This is a genomic window from Pantoea sp. UBA5923 (assembly GCF_002431095.1).
GTDB lineage: Bacteria > Pseudomonadota > Gammaproteobacteria > Enterobacterales > Enterobacteriaceae > Pantoea > Pantoea piersonii.
In genome coordinates this window covers 122,674-140,329 of record NZ_DJDN01000010.1, presented here as the reverse complement: position 1 = coordinate 140,329, position 17,656 = coordinate 122,674, and the positions used below count along the sequence as shown (strand labels likewise).

Annotated in this window: 10 protein-coding genes and 2 pseudogenes; 6 read left to right on the top strand and 6 right to left on the bottom strand. The window is 47.1% G+C overall.

Translation table 11 applies throughout. The features are described 5' to 3' along the window. Positions 1-749 (bottom strand): annotated as a pseudogene (locus tag B3797_RS01835) (restriction endonuclease); the annotation flags it as partial. Between the two features lie 399 nt (positions 750-1,148). Between B3797_RS01835 and B3797_RS19565 the strand changes: the two are divergent. Continuing rightward, complete coding sequence (locus B3797_RS19565; RefSeq protein WP_414693022.1) at positions 1,149-1,355, top strand: transposase; 207 nt, start codon at positions 1,149-1,151, stop codon at positions 1,353-1,355. A 3-nt stretch (positions 1,356-1,358) separates the two neighbouring features. Further along, positions 1,359-1,541: pseudogene (locus B3797_RS01825) on the top strand (cell filamentation protein Fic); the annotation flags it as partial. Here B3797_RS01825 and B3797_RS01820 read toward each other — a convergent pair. The 5 genes from B3797_RS01820 to zorA1 all read right to left on the bottom strand — a co-directional run bounded on the left by B3797_RS01820 (position 1,538) and on the right by zorA1 (position 9,706). Continuing rightward, entirely contained in the window at positions 1,538-1,696 is a 159-nt protein-coding gene (locus B3797_RS01820) for a hypothetical protein (RefSeq protein ID WP_311790224.1), read from the bottom strand. The pseudogene B3797_RS01825 and the gene B3797_RS01820 overlap by 4 nt on opposite strands. Positions 1,697-1,832: 136 nt before the next feature. Continuing rightward, positions 1,833-5,084, bottom strand: a complete 3,252-nt coding sequence (zorD, locus tag B3797_RS01815; protein WP_311790223.1) for a type I Zorya anti-phage system protein ZorD — start codon at positions 5,082-5,084, stop codon at positions 1,833-1,835. Then, a complete protein-coding gene (gene zorC, locus B3797_RS01810; RefSeq protein WP_311790222.1) occupies positions 5,084-6,766 on the bottom strand; it encodes a type I Zorya anti-phage system protein ZorC in 1,683 nt (560 codons plus the stop codon). Before zorC ends, zorD begins: the two co-directional genes overlap by 1 nt. Next, positions 6,763-7,503: a type I Zorya anti-phage system protein ZorB1 gene (zorB1, locus tag B3797_RS01805; protein WP_311790221.1), complete on the bottom strand. Its 741-nt coding sequence runs from the start codon at positions 7,501-7,503 to the stop codon at positions 6,763-6,765. The genes zorC and zorB1 overlap by 4 nt, the downstream gene beginning before the upstream one ends. A gap of 13 nt (positions 7,504-7,516) precedes the next feature. Beyond that, the gene (gene zorA1, locus B3797_RS01800; protein WP_311790272.1) at positions 7,517-9,706 is read right to left on the bottom strand and encodes a type I Zorya anti-phage system protein ZorA1; all 2,190 of its coding nucleotides are present in this window, start codon (positions 9,704-9,706) and stop codon (positions 7,517-7,519) included. A 329-nt stretch (positions 9,707-10,035) separates the two neighbouring features. On the opposite strand from zorA1, the gene B3797_RS01795 reads away from it, so the two are divergent. From B3797_RS01795 to B3797_RS01780, 4 genes are read left to right on the top strand one after another with little or no spacing between them, the layout of a single operon-like run. Further along, entirely contained in the window at positions 10,036-11,745 is a 1,710-nt protein-coding gene (locus tag B3797_RS01795) for a class I SAM-dependent DNA methyltransferase (RefSeq protein WP_311790220.1), read from the top strand. Next, a complete protein-coding gene (locus tag B3797_RS01790; RefSeq protein ID WP_311790219.1) occupies positions 11,735-13,087 on the top strand; it encodes a restriction endonuclease subunit S in 1,353 nt (450 codons plus the stop codon). Before B3797_RS01795 ends, B3797_RS01790 begins: the two co-directional genes overlap by 11 nt. Continuing rightward, positions 13,080-14,267 (top strand): DUF4268 domain-containing protein, encoded by a 1,188-nt coding sequence (locus B3797_RS01785; protein ID WP_311790218.1) that lies wholly within the window; start codon positions 13,080-13,082, stop codon positions 14,265-14,267. The genes B3797_RS01790 and B3797_RS01785 overlap by 8 nt, the downstream gene beginning before the upstream one ends. Further along, positions 14,267-17,401 carry a type I restriction endonuclease subunit R gene (locus B3797_RS01780; RefSeq protein ID WP_311790217.1) on the top strand — a complete coding sequence of 1,045 codons (3,135 nt, stop codon included), beginning with the start codon at positions 14,267-14,269 and terminating at the stop codon, positions 17,399-17,401. The genes B3797_RS01785 and B3797_RS01780 overlap by 1 nt, the downstream gene beginning before the upstream one ends. The last annotated feature ends 255 nt before the right edge of the window (positions 17,402-17,656 follow it).

The window sequence follows — 17,656 nt, the reverse complement described above, 5'->3', positions numbered from 1 at the left end:
AAGCGTTCAATTTTTTTTGACATCGTCTCTTCTACCTTCTTTTGCAACGCGATTTTGCGTAGCCATTCTGTGTTTTTTTCTTCCAACTCTTGAGCTTTAACTCTTGCTTGAGAAAGAATGTTATTATTTATATTTAATTCTTCTTGTGTTTGCTGAAGCAGATCTTCATATGATGATATCTGCGCCTTTAATGAAGATTCTTCTCGCTCGAATTCTGCCTTTAGCGCACTGACTTCGCCGTCAATTCTTGACTGAACGTTCTGTAAATGCAGTTTATAAACAGCATCATCTAAGAAGATACTTTCATCGCCTTTGATAATGTCATTCGCCCTATATTCAGGAAGTTTGATAAGTCGACGAACTGAACTCACCACCACATTGCATTCAAATGGGTTTTCATGTTTTTCACGCTCGGATTGAGGCGCTAAAGCAAGCTCGCATGAGATAAAACTCTCATCATCTATACCAAACAACTCTTCGACGCTTTTGAAAGAAATAAAAACACCTTTGACCATGGCCAAACGAACATTGATGGGGTATTCAAGGTGCAGCCCTGTTTGGAGGGATTTTATATCTAGAAGAAGTGTCGGGAGCTTTCGGTCACCAAAGTTTGTTCGATTTTTAATCTTGCCCCAAACAGCTAGTTTTCCGCTATTTGAACCCCAGCTCTCACACAGTCGTCGATAAAGCTCTTCATCAGAGAATCCTTTAACTTCTTCAGTTTCATAGATAACTTTTTCTAAAGCCATGATTGAATCGCCACTGATAACCTAGATATATCTCATTCATTGATGGTATTGGTTTTAATATTCGGTCGGTGACATCTTATCGTTTAAAGCATGCCGACACTTACTGTTACAAAGCATTTTGATGTAATCGAAAAGATCGCAGCGGCCTCCGATAAGTGTCAAGGTAGTTTACACTCCTTAGTTAATTTAAGCTGTCTGTTTTTTCCGCTACGGATTCAAAGTCACAGGACCTTCCGGTTGCCAGTTTCTTGTTCTCCCTGACTCGCATTCAGGATGCACTTTCTGCGCCCGACTATACAGTTCATCACGTTTTTTCAGTAAGTCACAGTCTTACACATGACGCCGCTCTTACCAACCCATAAACTTATCCGCAGGTATCTTCCATCGTTCTGAACCCCCATGACGGCTATCGAGGCACATATTTCAGTGTCCGGAGCAGCGACTCCGCATACTACCAACAGCCATGTTTTAACCGATTCAGTTATGCCTGAACTTAATAAGTGGCAGCAACACTCGCGGGAGAGAGTTTACTCCTCCGTCAGGCTGGATGCGATTCATAGTAAAATCCGCAAAGATGGCCGGTATCAGAGTAAGGTGGCTTTGTAGTGAAAAGGTAACGGGCGTCTGTCGAGACTGCTTTGCAATGTGCTGTCGGTTATGGCGGGGAAGGGCTTACTGGATTACAGCCTGTGGGATGAGCACAAGGCATTTTACTTCAAGGCAATACAGGCTGGTGTATCAGGGGACTACAGCCCGATGATGCAACTGGTGGACGACATCTTGCTAAACTAGCGTGCGAGGCTAACAGCTTTTGCCTGTGCTTGATTTTGTTTGAGTTGCTGCTCAATTTTTTGCACTGAAACACCTGTCTCAATAGCGGTTGAGCTGGCAACAGAACGGTATATCTGTGCTTTGGTAATCTGAGATGGTGCTGTTTCTTGTCTCATTAGCAAGTCCTCGTCATGTTTTCAGGATTTTAGTTGTACTGCAATGTGCTGGCAAGATTGATGAAAGGCTAGATAGTAAAACACGGAGACACCAGCCGCTTATTGGGCTGGTGGCGTGGTTAGCATTTAGCTGTGTTTAAATCGAAGGTTTTCTGGCAACAACAGCCTCAAAATCAGCACCACTCAAATCAGGAGTTGCACACAGCATATCCCTGGCCAATGCACGTCGACGCTGCAATAGGTCATCCAGAGTTTCTTCAAATGTGGTGATTTCAGTATCCCTTACTGTCGGGTAATAAACATAGACATCTTTAGTTTGCCCAATTCGGTAAGCGCGGTCCGTTGCCTGATCTTCTTTGGCAGGATTCCAGCAGCGAGTAAAATGAATAACATGATTGGCTTTCTGGACGTTAACGCCGAACCCGACAGCAACCGTAGAGAGAATAATCACCCCAAACCCAGACTGAGCCTGAAAATCATCAATCAGGCGCTGGCGGCTGTTTTGGCTTTGACTTTTAGTACTGGTATCACCATTGATAATGACAGGGCGGAAACCAAACTTTTGGTGGATAGCATGTTGAAGTTCGCGCTGTAAATCTCGAAGCTCCGTAAAAATAATGACCTTATCCTTCGTGGTGTGTTTTATTTCTGCGAGTATTTTCAGCAGCCAGTTAAGCTTGGGTGAGTTATCACGAAAACGTGGCTCTGGATTAACTACTGCAGGGTGTGCACAGATGAGTTTCAGTCGGTGTAACAAACCTAACATACCGGTTCCGGCCTGCTGCATCCCTTCGCTCAGTGCTTGCTGTTGTTGCCAGTTTGCAACGGATGAAAGATAGAGCTGTTTTTGCACGCCAGACAACGTCAATTGCTTGCAGCTTTCCACTTCAATTTTCTGGGGTAAATCACGCGCAACCTCTTCTTTAGTTCGGCGTAAAGTCTGAGGTTCTATCAGCGCCCGCAGACTTTCCAGCCGTTCCGTATCGCGGCCATCTTCGTTCTCGATGGGACGAACATAGTGTTTACCAAATTCATTTAGTGCCCCTAACAATCCTGGCTGGGCAAAATCAAATAAGCTCCACAGGTCGACAAGTGTGTTTTCGACAGGCGTTCCTGTGCATGCCACTTTAAACCTGGCTTGTACCGCGTTGGCCGCATGTGTGATTAACGCAGCTGGGTTTTTTATTTTTTGTGCCTCGTCGCATACCATAATGGACCACGGCTGGCGTGCCAGAGAAAACTCCTGGTCGCGAAGCGTTTCGTAGGTCGTCAGGATGATTTTCGCCTCACCTTGCCAGCCAGGTTTAAGCAGGTTTTTGATCCCCTGAGATTGCAGATGAGCAGGGATAGCCTGTTTGGGATATTTCACCGCTTTAATGGTCTCGCCATACAATTTCAATACCGGTAGTCTTGAGGTATAGAAGAAATTGTCCAGTTCACGTTCCCAGTTATCTAAAAGAGAGACAGGAGCAACAATGAGACTCGGCGGTTCTTGGGGGAATTTTTCAATGAACCATACCAGGAAGCTCAGAATTTGCAGCGTTTTCCCAAGCCCCATATCATCCGCCAGCAGGCAACCTGCGGTTTCCTCAGGTGAACGAAGAAAGAGTTGCTGGAGCCAGGCTACGCCTTCACGTTGATGGTCTTTGAGCCGGATATACTCTTTAAGGCTCAGAGGAATTTCAGGCTCGGCATGACGCGCATTGAGGAGTGAAGTGCGGCGCTGTTTGATGTAGGCCGTTTCTTCAATATTCTGTTCAATTTTGAGTACGGCTCGGGCCGTTTTATCTGCAACGTTGCCTTGATATTCATTTGCAGTGCTTTGCTGTTTTTCCCAGTTCTTACTGAAGGTTTTAGCAGCATCCAACGGTAATTGGCTGTCATTCCATGGTGCGGTGATATGCGTTTCACCTGCAGCTTCTGCCTGAGTAATTCTCTCCTGCAGTTCATCGAAATGGTGAAGATTTTCAGGTTGCCAGCCAGATAGTGTTTCGGCTGAAAACGCGGATAAATTGATGTCATCAGGAAGCCAGTTTTCACTCTGCGCTTTGGTCAGCCAGGGAGAAGAGATTTTTTCAAATTCACCGATGCCAATCACGCGATCGCCATATTTTGCAATATCCAGCACATCGCTAAATTCTTTTCCTTCAATTTCTTGCTGCCAGCGAGTTAGAAGTGCCTGGCAATCGTGCCACTGCTGTTCAGTGAACTGACTTAATTCTAGCTCGTAACCTTGCCATGAACCGGCAGGCATCTGTGCAGCGACGCTAATACCGAGTTGCTGTATGAATTTTTCCATCTCCCAGGGCGCTGAGAACACAAAAGTGATTTCTGGCTGGGGAACAGGTGAAACAGGCTCAAGTACCAGCGTAACTTCTGCGATGTTACTTTCCGCATTAAGTTGCGGTATCAACCTGAAATGATGAAAGAAAATCCTGGCATCAAACAGTGCCTGTTCATGTTCTTCAGGGGCAATAATACTGGCGGCATCCTCACCCAGGAAGGTATAAGGATTGCGAACAAAGGAAAGCGCTTCGCTTCCGGCCACTCGACGACCTGGGATCGAGTGTATTGAATTCAGGACTTCTTTAACTTCGGGAGGGATGATGACGTGGCTGAGTTCGCCATTCTCGGCAGGGATACGATAGCTATCGTGAACCTGCGAGTTCTTGTCAAAACTGCCCAGCCAATTAGCAGGCTGGTCCTCGAAATGGGGCTCAATTTCGATAACAGCAGTATCGGCAACCGTTGCTTTACGCAGACGTAATGACAATGAAGTTGGTTTGACGACATGCGTTTTTTCTAAATAATCATCAAATTTTGCGGCTGCTTGCTTCGCACATTTGCGGATAGCGGCCCATCCCAACTGGTTAGTGGTTTCACCAGGAGTCTGATTTTGCTGTGCACTGAGTTGTTCTGTTGCCTGTATGAGGGCCCAGTTTTCTCGCGAGAACAGGTATTGCTGATTTTCATGGGTTAAAATGGCCCCGGTACGACTGAAACGGAGCGGCTTACGGGCTGGAAGCGTAGCCCATTCAGCAATCCAGACGCGAAAATCGCTATCGCTTAATGCTCCTCGTGAACTCAGGCTTGCGCGTAAAGGCAGTACGTCGGGTACACCGATAAGAGGCAGGCTGCTGGCATGTTCCTCATCCTCCAGCAGGCGATACAGTGCGTCCCAACTCAACAACCACCGGTCTGTAAGTGATATCAGATAGTCTTCTTCAGCCAGTTGTTCAAGCCAGGATGCCAGTGCCCAAAGCTGCGAATCATCAATCAGTGATAGCGGAAAGCTGAGTCCGTTTTCCTCAATCTGGTACTGATTCTTTAGGTGACGTTCTATCTGCTGACGGTTTCCCGTCAGTTTACTTAACAGACGTTTCAGCATTATTTGATCCAGTAACGATGCGGTTCTTTAGCCACGGGCGCAAAGCCTAGCCGTAACAACTCTCTTTCTATGGTGTCGTCAGAAGGATTGAGTTGTACGGACAGTACGCCACCTTTTTGTCGATTATCGCTGACGATACATGAGCTACCTTCAACCAGGTGCTGTATTGCCGTATCACGCATCGGGTTGATGATTTTGATGTCGGACATAGAGGCGGGAGAGGACGCTTTCTTATCGACAAACTTGACGGGTTCTTCTGCCATCCACCGAATGCCTAACTTGCGTAGCTCATCGTCGTATTTCAACATCCAGCCGGTGACCCGAACTTTGTTATAACCTTCGGCCCGTGGCATGTGTGGGAGCCGAATAATATTACGGTATTTATCTTTCAAATGAATATTAATATCTAACGACTCTGCCTCGGGATTAAATGGAGCCTGGCCCATCCGGTAGGCATACATCGCATTTCCCGTCCCGGAAAACTCAACAAAGATATAATCGTTAATCTGCATAACCATGGCGTTATCAAAGCTACGCCCGCCTCGCAAATGGCTTAACCGCCCTCTATTTTCTTCGCGGAATTTCACAAAGTCGCTGCCACGATCTTGCCAGGCATCAGTTCCCATGACGATACGGGTAAATCCCATCTGATTGGCGAAACGTAGCCAATAGAAGAGTCTGGCGTGGTCAACATCGCCTTTTCCACGTAATAGCTCAAAGAAATGCATCAGATCTTGTTTAGCCAGCCAGCCGCGGACCATCGCAGCCACCGGCTCAGAGACATACTGATGCCATTTATTCTGCTGGCTTTTTAGTTGCGGGTTATCCCAGTACTCCAGCGCGGCCTGCTTCAAAGCTGAATGAGCCTGATCGCGATAGATAGAATGATAATAGCGAGTCAGAATTGCAGTGATGATGTCATCACGAAAACGTACCCACTGCGCAGCCAGACCTAATAACCAACTAATTTTGTCCAGAAACTGGGGGGCGTCGAGCGTGTCCAGTTGCGCTAAAAGCACCGTAAAAATACGTTTCCACAACCAACTGCTATCAGGGATTTGCGCGATTTTTTCTAATGACGAGACTGAATTGCTCTCCCCCGCAAGTAACTGTCTGGAAATCACGCCTCCCGCCTGGGGGGTAAAAATATCGTGATAAAATTCAATGGTTTTCATCCACGATTTTTCTCGTCGTATAGCCGCTTTCACCACCAGGTAACCCTGAGCTATATGACCACGCAGTACGCACCAGTGTGGATTTGTCTCAGGTGATGGGTTCTGGTAAGCAAAATAGCTTGAACAGAGTGCGGCCCAGTCTCGGCGTTTCAGGGTTTTAGTTTCAAGCCGCTTTTTGATTGCATTGTTTACTTCAGGGAAAAACGCATCATCCTCAAGCAGTATTGGCCGATCGGGATATGATGGATCATTATCGGCGAGTCCATAAAACACCATCCGCCACTCTCGCTCTGTGAGTTCTTGTGCAAGGCGAAGACGACGCAGAGCTGCCAGCCGCATTTCTTGCGGCGGTGAGGGGATTCTTTCTGCCTTATCAAACCGCTTTTCCATATCGAGAGCAGCGGAGGCCAGCGCGTGGAAATCATTATGCAGATAATGGTCATCCCCTTGGCTGGTAGAAAGCCTCGCAGCAATGCGTTGAGAAAGAGAATTTAGTGCAGGCGTCATAGTGGCATTACCAGCTGGCAAACTTCTTTATTAACCACCGAAGGGAAATCTAATTCATTGAGTCCGTCACGTTTATCCTTAAGCCCAAAGAACTGCATGCGCAACTCAACACGGCGGCTGGCTTCCTTGCTCTCTTTCGCATTATTAAACGAAACGCCGCCTGCCAGAAAAAGCTTACGAATCTGGATTTGCTGCTCTGTAGAAATGCTGCTTTGCAGAGAACTGCGACTATCAAGCAAACTGCACATAACCCACTCAGAGCGCTGAAGGGAAAGATGTAAGTTGTAAAGATACGAACCATCGGTATCGGTAAACCCTTCAATGACGATCTGCTTAAACCACTTCTTGCCTTCTTCACTATCGGCTGCATCCAGCACCAGGGGGACGACATCCTGCAACGCTTTTTGCCCTTCAGCGTTAAGGAAAAACCGGTTGTGATCGAAACGTCCTGCCTCGCCGAAGCTGATACGGTTATCGTGGCAGTCGACCACGATGGTTTTGTTCACATTTCGGGCATGAAGCTCCAGGCGTTCACACAATCTGGCGATATCTTGTCCCCTGACTTTTTCCCCTTCCTCAGCACGTTGAATACGCTGTGTGACAGAACTCAATGACGCTACCATAACCACCAAAAATAATACCATCATGGCCGTCATCAAATCGGCATAGGAGATCCAGAAGGGTTTCTCAGCTTCATCGCCGCTGCGTTTTTTAACGCCAAATGCATTTCCAAACATCAGCTGTCACCCCTTAGGCACGAACGCGTGACAGAACATCATCAAGCTCGCTGACGCTCTCTCCAATCTGTTCAACAGAACCCGCGAGCAGAGTAGAGGCCTTCGCCATTTCGACGTCCAGTTTGCCCAGCGTTTTATCCAGGCTTCGTAAAACACCTTCGGAGAAGTCTTCGAACCCTTTCCCGAGCACGTCACTGACATTTTCCATAAAAGCCTGTGCTTCACGGTTATAGCCTTGCAGACGCTCACCGTGCAGCTGAAGATCGGCGATGAATTGATTGCGCGTGGTTTGTTCAGACTGCGTATTTGCGGCGAGCAGCTCCAGCATGGCAATGGATTTGCTAACAGCTTCCCGGTTGTTACGATAATCAGCCACGATGGAAGTGAGTTCGCTGGTGGCAAGGGAGAGTGATGAACCGGCCGATTGCGCTTTATTCAGCACGTCAGCGGTAAGGTGGTTTGCTTCCGACACCCGATCACCTGCATGTTCAAAGCGTTCGGCAGCCTGGCGCATTTTGTCCGCGCCGTTTTGCATATCCTGAATCTGTCGGTTGGTTTGTTCTGCAAGCAAGCGAAGTGTTTCTGTCGTTCCTTGATGCTGGCTGGCAACAGTGTCGATCAGTTGTTTAATCTGATCGTCTACCTCACTCATCACACGTTGTGTCTGTTCGTGCAGTGACTGTTGGTTGGCTTGCTGAGTCGCTGAAATCTGTTGCTGACCCTTATCAATCTGAGCAAACATGCTGCCCAGCTGCTCACCGAGTGTCTCGACAGACGTCGCCATTTTTTCCATTGTGGCGCTTTGTCCCAGCTGCACTGAATTTTGAATGGTTTCAATAAAGGCGGTCATATGTTCTGCCTGGGCTTTTTCTCGCGCTTCACTATCGGCAAACATTTTCTCAAGCTGGCGAGCCATTCGCTCACCGGCACCTTCACCTTCCGCGCCAATTCTAGCCACCGAGGCCTGAAGGCTGGTGAGCATGTCATGCATACCAGCCTGCATAGCTTGCTGGCCAGATTTCATCTCTGATAACAGTTGCTCGATAAGCTGCGCGCTGCCCTGGCGGGAATCATCGCTCACCTGACGCATGTCCTGTAATAACGTGGCGAAACCGGTTTGCATTGTTTGAATAGCGCCAACAGTCTGCCCCATCATGTCATTCAGATTTGTAAACTGCTGTCCAAAGGTGGTATCAAGTTTCGCCATAAATGCGGTCAGCACATCCTGTAGCATATTCTGCACCATGCCGCTTTGATCGCCGCTGGCGGTCTGAACTGCACCCGCGATTTTTTCCAGCGGTGACTTTAGACTATTTTCAATTGCACCACTCACCTGGTCGGCAAACTGCGCACCCGATTCGCGATAGGTGTTACTTAATGTATTCGCCAGTCGTTCATTTTCAATTTTCTGGCTTTCGGCCAGACCCAGTAACATATCGCGTAAATCGGTAACCAGACTCTCTTTCAATTGGCGTGCCTGAGTTGCGCTTTCACTACTGGATTTCACCAGCGAGGCAAGGTACTCCTCGCCCACACCGCTGTCATAGAGAGAATCCAGGGCCGCAGTGAATTTTTCCAGATACTTGTAGCATTTAGCGATAGATAGCTTTTCCAGCCAAGTGACCAGAATGGAAGCAAAAATAGCAAATGCCGAACCCAGAAAGGCATATAGCACATCGTGCAGCAGATTATTGACGCTACTAGTGACCTGCTCAGGAGTGGTGGGATCGAAATGGTTGAGCCCAATCATTAGTCCGTAAAAGGTGCCGATAATTCCCACACCTGTCAGAATACCGGGCAGATGTTTAAAGAACTCAGTGTTTAGCGGAATATCAACCAGTTGTTGTTCTGAGAAAAAACTTGCGCTCGGTGCTGTAGCGCGAACTCGAACAATTTTTTCTTCCCCGTTCTCAAGTTCACGCTGTGGGTGCAACGATTCTTCGAACTCGTTCCACGCATGCCTGAGTTCAGGCCGCTGAAACAGGCTTTGCAGATGTGTTATCTGGGCTTCTGGCTCGCTTTTTTCAATGCTGTTGATTACTCGTGTGTATTTTTTCAGGCCACTAACAATTCTGATAGCTCTGACTAAATAAAAGAAAATAAAACATATGACGGCAAAGGTAACGAGGCCGATGACTGTGACAGGTACCTTATGGGGTTCCACAGATGTAAGTGTCACTAAAAGGGAATTAAGCCAGGACATTGTTTTACCCGTTAAAATATTATCCATAATAAGAGTAACTATCAGCAATTAAATCAATAAGTTGTTGATTTATATGCAGTAGTTTTTAGTGTGTCTCTAGGCTAGCCCTGAACAGCTCCCGTCGTTCAAAAGAGGAACGGTATAAGAGGAATAAGCAGGCGAGACGATGAGCTAGTTTCCTATTTTTTACCCTGCAAAAGCAAACTTCTTCATGCTGTGTCGTTTGTAATCGCTCACGTTCCGGGTATCATTTTGCGAACTGCATTCCACATCTGTATTTGTAATAGGGCATGTTTTCGATTTTGCTGCGAGCTGCCTTGAGGATTTTTATGAACAACGCTGAACAACTGTTTCTGTCTGAGCTGGATAACAAATTCTGGAAGGCGGCTGACAAGCTGCGCGCCAACATGGATGCCGCCAACTACAAGCATGTGGTACTGGGGCTCATCTTCCTGAAGTATGTTTCTGATGCCTTTGAGGCCCGCCAGCAAGAGCTGATCACTCTGTTCCGAGATGTCGGCAACCCTGACAACATCTACGCCATGTCGCGCGATGATTACGACTCTGATGAAGAATATGCCCAGGCTATCCGGGACGAGCTGGAAATTGAAGATTACTACACCGAGAAAAATGTTTTCTGGGTACCGAAAGCTGCCCGCTGGGAAACGCTGAAAAACAAAGCCATGCTGCCGACCGGCACGGTGCTGTGGGTGGATGAAACCACCGGGCAGGAGGTCAAGCTGCGTTCTGTTTCCTGGCTGGTGGACAATGCGCTGGATGAAATTGAAAAAACCAACTCGAAATTAAAAGGCATTCTGAACCGCATCAGTCAGTATCAATTGGGTAATGAGGTTTTGACCGGGCTGATTAACACCTTCTCTGATGCTAACTTCAGCAACCCGGAATACAACGGTGAGAAACTCAGCTTAAAAAGCAAAGATATTCTCGGTCATGTTTACGAATATTTTCTCGGGCAGTTTGCGCTGGCGGAAGGCAAACAGGGTGGTCAGTACTACACCCCTAAAAGTCTCGTGACCCTGATTGTGGAAATGCTGCAACCCTATAACGGGCGTGTGTATGACCCGGCGATGGGTTCTGGCGGGTTCTTCGTCTCCAGCGACCGCTTTATTGAAGAGCATGCTGGCGAGAAGCATTACAACGCCGCTGAGCAGAAGCGCAATATTTCCGTTTACGGCCAGGAGTCTAATCCTACCACCTGGAAGCTGGCGGCGATGAATATGGCCATTCGCGGCATTGACTTTAATTTTGGTGGCAAAAACGCTGATACCCTGCTGGACGATCAACACCCGGATCTGCGCGCCGACTTCGTGATGGCCAATCCGCCATTCAACATGAAGGAGTGGTGGAGTGCAAAGCTGGAAAATGACGTGCGCTGGAAATATGGCACTCCACCGCAGGGCAACGCCAACTTCGCCTGGATGCAGCACATGATCCATCACCTTGCGCCAAAAGGCTCAATGGCGCTGCTGCTGGCCAACGGTTCGATGAGTTCTAACACCAACAACGAAGGCGAAATCCGTCGTAACCTTATCGAAGCCGATCTGGTGGAATGTATGGTGGCACTGCCAGGACAGCTGTTTACCAATACTCAAATCCCGGCCTGTATCTGGTTCCTGACCAAAGATAAATCGGGCGGTAACGGTAAGGCACATCGTAAAGGCGAAGTGCTGTTTATCGACGCACGCCAGATTGGTTTTATGAGAGACCGCGTACTGCGTGATTTTACCCGTGAGGATATCGCCAGAATTGCCGATACCTTCCATGCCTGGCAGGCGGATAAGGACTACAAAGACGAAGCAGGCTTCTGCTTCTCTGCAACACTGGAAGATATTCAGAAAAATGACTTTGTATTAACGCCTGGGCGCTATGTTGGTGCAGCCGAGCAGGAAGAAGATGGCGAACCCTTTGCTGAGAAGATGGCCCGACTGACTGCGCAGCTTAAAGAGCAGCTGGAAGAGAGTGCGAAGCTGGAAGCGCAGATTAAAGTGAATCTGAAGGGGCTGGGTTATGAATTCTAAGTTTCGTAAAGTCAAATTAAAGGATATTACATCTTTTAAATATGGGAAAACCATTAGGAAGCAAGATATCCAATCCTACGGTGAATACCCTGTTTTTAGTGGTTATCAAGTAGTGGGGTATCTTCCTGACTATATGTATAAAGAAGAGCAGCTCATAATAGTATGCCGAGGCGCGGGGGGCACTGGTGACATAAAAATGAGCCCCAGCTTTTGCTCCATTACAAACTTGGCAATCATTATAAGCTGTGATGAAACAGTTATCGATAAAGGTTATCTATACTGGAAATTGCTTTTTTCTGATACTTACTCACTAAGAACGGGTTCTGCTCAACCTCAAATAACAATTAATAGCCTAGGATCCTTTGAGATTGAGATTGAAACTGATGTGAGTAGACAACGAAAGATAGCATCAGAATTATTTGATATAAATAATAAAATAAGAAACAATTTTGTTATAAACCAAATTTTGGAACAAATGGCGCAAGCTCTGTTCAAAAGCTGGTTTGTCGATTTTGAACCGGTAAAAGCTAAAATGGCAGTGCTGGAAGCGGGCGGTTCGCAAGAAGACGCGATGCTTGCAGCTATGATGGCGATTTCCGGGAAAGATACTGATGCGCTGGCGGTTTTTGAGCGTGAGCACCCTGAGCAATATGCCGAGTTAAAAGCCACGGCAGAAGATTTTCCATCAGCACTGCAGGATAGTGAGTTAGGGGGAATTCCTGAAGGGTGGAGTGTAGCGTCAATTAGTGAGATGGGAAAAGTTACTTGTGGCAAAACTCCGTCCAAAAAAGAACCAGCGTATTTTGGCGATGATATTCCATTCATAAAGATACCAGATATGCATGGACAACTCTTTGTGCTCAAAACCAATGAATATTTAAGTGCAGCAGGCTCAAGCTCGCAACTAAAAAAACTTGTGCCCGCAAACTCTATCTGTGTTAGTTGTATAGCTACCATTGGTGTCGTTTCTATCACTAATGAACCATCTCATACCAATCAGCAAATAAACTCTGTCTCACCTCACAAGAGTTCATTTCTCTATTACCTTTATTTTTGTATGTTAGGATTAAAAGATTATCTTCATGTTTTAGGTAGCGCAGGTAGTGCAACGTTAAATGTCAATACGTCTACTTTCTCGGGCATTAAAATTGCTAGGCCTGATGATAACATATTGAATTTATTTCATGCTAAATGTACACATTTATTCAATGAGATTAAGTCGCTCAGTGTACAAACTGAGTCACTAACCCAACTCCGTGACACCCTTCTCCCCAAGCTCCTCTCTGGCGAAATCACCCTGCCAGAAGCCGAGCAGGCAATAAGCGAGGTGGAAAATGTATAAAGTTGATACGCCCACTAACAGCCTGCATTCCCTACGGGAAGTCTCCTTCAGCAGCCTGGGTTTTACCGAGCGGGGCAATCTGCAGGAATGGCTTGCGCAAAATCCGCAAGCGTTAACACGCGATAACGATGATGAGCTGCTGATTATACAAAAAGAGTTCGCCGGGTTTGACGACACTAAAGAGCGCCTTGACCTGCTGGCTATCGACAAAAAAGGCAACCTAGTGATCATCGAGAATAAGCTTGATGATTCAGGTCGCGATGTTGTCTGGCAGGCACTTAAATATGCCGGGTATTGTGCCAATCTGCGCAAAGAACAAATTCTGCAGATCTTCCAGCTTTATCTGGATAAATATGAGCCAGAGGAAAACCGCCCGGCGGCAGAGTTGCTTGCTGAATTCCTCGAATATGAAACGCTGGATGAAGTTTTAATCAATCAGAGCCGTACCCAGCGAATAATCATGGTCGCCGCCAGTTTTCGCAAAGAGGTGACCAACACCGCCCTGTGGCTGATGCAGTTTGGTTTACGGGTACAGTGCTTTAAGGTTAAACCCTATAAATTCAACGACGATGTGTTTGTTGATATTCGCCAAGTGATCCCCACGCCGGAAGCTGAATCTTACATGATCGGCATGGCACAAAAAGAGGCGGAAGAACAATCCGTTAGCGGCGGGATAAAACCCGTTCAATTGATGCGAAAAGCCTTCTGGACAAAGATGCTGGAGCGCCTAAAAGCCAGCACCTGTAATTTATATAACAATATCAGTCCATCCACTGACCACTGGCTTAGTGCAGGTTCTGGCATTAGCGCCGTGTCGTATAATCTGATTTTCAGTAAAAAAGAGATTCGGGTTGAGCTGTGGATTGCCAAAGCCTCTGCAGAAAGCAATACCTTTGCTTTTAACTGGCTGCATGAGCGCAAAGAGGCAATTGAAAACGCGTTTGGTCATGCGCTTAAGTGGGAACCTCTGCCAGGTAAAAAATCCTGTCGGATTTCCTATGCCATCCCGGCGGTCAGCCTTGACGAAGCCAATTGGCCTGAGATGCTCGACTGGCTGCTGGTAAACCTGATGGCGTTTGAAAAAGCATTCGCTCCCTTTATTGCTCCACTGAACATGGCGCTCAAAGAGATTTCAAACGCGCCGGAAGAAATGGAAGACACTGAGACAGAGGAAGCCTGATGCTGAATGAAGACGATTTAGAACAGCAAAGCCTGCAATGGTTTGCTGAACTGGGCTGGGAAATACTGCACGGACCAGATATTGCGCCTGATGGCAGTAATCCGTTGCGTGTTTCATTCCACGATGTGTTTTTACGTCCGGTGTTACTGGAGCAATTACAAAAAATTAATCCACATCTTCCGGTTACCGTGCTGGATGAAGTAATACTGCGTATCGCTCATGCGCAAAGTCCGGATCTGGTCGTCAGTAATAAAGCCTTTCACCACTTGCTTCTCGACGGCGTCCCGGTGCAGTTCAAGCAGGATGACAAAGTTATCCACGACAAAGCACTGCTGATGGATTTTAACCAGCCGAAGAATAACCGCTTTACGGTGGTCAATCAGGTTGCTATCCAGGGAACGAAGCAGGTACGTCGCCCGGATGTCATCGGTTATATTAACGGTCTGCCAGTAGCGGTTATCGAACTAAAGAGTCCAGTTGATGCCAATGCCGATATCTGGGCAGCATTTAATCAGCTACAGACTTATAAAAACGAACTTAGCGATTTGTTTATCTGCAATGAGGCGCTGGTGGTCAGCGACGGCTATAACGCCCGTATTGGCTCTCTTACCGCGAACGAAGAGCGCTTCCTGCCGTGGAAAACGTTAACCAATGAAGACGACAAACCGCTGTTTGAATGGCAGCTTGAAACGGTTATTAAAGGGTTCTTTAACCGTGAACTACTGCTCGACTACATTCGTTATTTCATTCTGTTTGAAAGCGACGGCAAACGACTGATTAAAAAGATTGCCGCTTACCACCAGTTCCACGCAGTGCGTGAGGCGGTGGCAGCGACAATTGTGGCCGCTACTGGTAAACACGTGCCGCTACGCAGCAAAATCACGCCAGGCAGTAAAAAAGCGGGCGTAGTCTGGCATACGCAAGGTTCCGGTAAGAGCATTTCGATGTGCTGCTATGCCGGTAAGCTGCTACAACAGGCGGAAATGAACAACCCGACCATCGTGGTGGTGACCGACCGTAACGATCTCGATGGGCAACTTTATGCCACGTTCTGCCAGGCGCAGGATTTGCTAAAGCAGCAACCGCTACAGGCGAACGATCGCGACCAGCTACGCGAGATGCTTAATGCTCGCGAATCTGGCGGAATTATTTTTACCACCGTGCAAAAGTTTGCTCCGCTGGACGGCGAACAAACTCATCCGGCGCTCAATCTACGCAGCAATATCGTCGTCATTTCCGATGAAGCGCACCGCAGCCAGTATGGTCTTAACGCCACACTGAATCGGGAAACAGGCGCTTATAAGTACGGCTACGCTAAACACATGCGCGATGCGTTACCTAATGCATCGTTTATGGGCTTTACCGGAACACCGGTATCTTCCGAAGATAAAGACACCCGCGCAGTGTTTGGTGATTACGTCTCTATTTACGATATTCAGGATGCTGTGGAAGATGGCGCAACCGTGCCTATCTACTATGAATCACGTCTGGCAAAACTTGATCTCAACCATGAAGAGCTGGAAACACTTTCTAATCAGGTGGATGAGCTGGTCGAAGACGAAGAGACCGATCAGAAAGAGAAAACCAAAGGCGACTGGAGCCGCCTGGAAAAACTGGTAGGCTCTGAACCTCGCATAAATCAGGTGGCTGCCGATTTAGTTCAGCATTTTGAGGCCCGTAACGCAACGATGAATGGCAAAGCAATGATTGTTGCCATGAGCCGTGATATCTGCGTGAAGCTGTATGATGCGCTGGTGGATCTACGCCCGGAATGGCACAGCGATGATATTGAGAAGGGTGAAATCAAAATCATCATGACCGGCTCAGCTTCCGACAAAGAACATCTCCAGCCTCACATCTATAATAAGCTGACTAAAAAACGCCTTGAAGCACGGTTTAAAGATCTCAACGATCCGCTAAAGCTGGTGATTGTGCGGGATATGTGGCTTACCGGGTTTGATGCACCATGCTGCCATACCATGTATATCGACAAGCCGATGCGCGGGCATAACCTGATGCAGGCCATTGCACGCGTCAACCGCGTCTTTAAGGATAAACCAGGCGGTTTGGTGGTGGATTATATCGGTATCGCCAATGAACTTAAACAGGCATTGAAAACCTATACTGATTCTAAAGGCAAGGGACAGACGACTGTCGATGCCCGTGAAGCTTTCGCTATTCTGCTGGAAAAGCTGGATGTAATTCATGGGATGTTTGCTAAAACACCAAGCGCTGCCGGGTTTGATTACACCGGTTTTGCAGAGATGCCCCAACGATTTTTACTCAAAGCCGCAGACTACGTGCTGGGTCTCGATGACGGTAAAAAGCGCTATTTTGATGTTGTGCTGGCAATGAACAAAGCATGGTCACTATGCAGCACACTGGATGAAGCTCAATCTCTACAGAAAGAGATAGCATTTTTATCTGCGGTGAAAGTGGCAATAATAAAGCTGACAACAACCGACAAGAAATTCAGTCAGTCAGAGAAAAATACGCTACTCGGTAAAATTCTTGATAACGCTATTGTTGCGAACGGGGTGGATGATGTATTCGCACTGGCAGGTCTGGAAAAGCCAAATATCGGATTGTTGTCAGACGAGTTTCTGGAAGAAGTGCGTGAAATGCCTCAGCGCAATCTGGCAGTGGAACTGTTGGAAAAACTGCTAAATGACGGCATTCATGCCCGTACCAAAAACAACGTGGTGCAGGAGAAGAAATACTCAGATCGCCTGAAAGCCGTGCTGCTCAAATACAATAACCGCGCCATTGAAACTGCCCAAGTCATCGAAGAACTGATCCAGATGGCAAAAGAGTTTCAGGAAGCAATGGCGCGTGATGAGTCGCTGGGGCTAAACCCGGACGAAATCGCCTTCTACGATGCACTGGCGGAAAACGAGAGTGCAGTGAGAGAACTGGGTGATGATGTTCTTAAGAAACTGGCTATCGAGGTCACGTTGAAACTTCGTAAATCAACGACCGTTGACTGGCAGGTTCGGGAAAGCGTACGGGCGAGATTACGGATTCTGGTGCGTCAGACGCTGCGTAAGTACAAGTATCCGCCTGACAAAACACCCTATGCCGTTGAACTGATACTGAAACAGGCTGAAATGGTATCCAACAGTTGGACTGTTTGATGTGCAGTCCTTATATTTTTAGCGGTCACTGTTTTCACAAAAGTTGAAATGTGATTAAATAAAAAATATAGCTTTTACAGTAGATTGCAAATTATTCTCACTATTTAAATTAATTTATTTTAAAAGTGAGCATGTGAAAACATGTTTGCCCACATAAGTCTTATCATTCTAAAAGTCATTGGCGCATATAGGCTACATATGCTGATATTTGGCAGGGTAATTGGGTCGCAGTTCAGTTTAAACTTCACGGCATGG

What these genes read in the sequence shown, in the direction of transcription:
- B3797_RS19565 (WP_414693022.1), top strand. Translation starts at nt 1,149, where the DNA reads ATGACGGCTATCGAGGCACATATTTCAGTGTCCGGAGCAGCGACTCCG.
- B3797_RS01795 (WP_311790220.1), top strand. Translation starts at nt 10,036, where the DNA reads ATGAACAACGCTGAACAACTGTTTCTGTCTGAGCTGGATAACAAATTC.
- B3797_RS01780 (WP_311790217.1), top strand. Translation starts at nt 14,267, where the DNA reads ATGCTGAATGAAGACGATTTAGAACAGCAAAGCCTGCAATGGTTTGCT.
- zorB1 (WP_311790221.1), bottom strand. Translation starts at nt 7,503, where the DNA reads ATGTTTGGAAATGCATTTGGCGTTAAAAAACGCAGCGGCGATGAAGCT.
- zorC (WP_311790222.1), bottom strand. Translation starts at nt 6,766, where the DNA reads ATGACGCCTGCACTAAATTCTCTTTCTCAACGCATTGCTGCGAGGCTT.
- B3797_RS01785 (WP_311790218.1), top strand. Translation starts at nt 13,080, where the DNA reads ATGTATAAAGTTGATACGCCCACTAACAGCCTGCATTCCCTACGGGAA.
- B3797_RS01790 (WP_311790219.1), top strand. Translation starts at nt 11,735, where the DNA reads ATGAATTCTAAGTTTCGTAAAGTCAAATTAAAGGATATTACATCTTTT.
- zorD (WP_311790223.1), bottom strand. Translation starts at nt 5,084, where the DNA reads ATGCTGAAACGTCTGTTAAGTAAACTGACGGGAAACCGTCAGCAGATA.
- B3797_RS01820 (WP_311790224.1), bottom strand. Translation starts at nt 1,696, where the DNA reads ATGAGACAAGAAACAGCACCATCTCAGATTACCAAAGCACAGATATAC.
- zorA1 (WP_311790272.1), bottom strand. Translation starts at nt 9,706, where the DNA reads ATGTCCTGGCTTAATTCCCTTTTAGTGACACTTACATCTGTGGAACCC.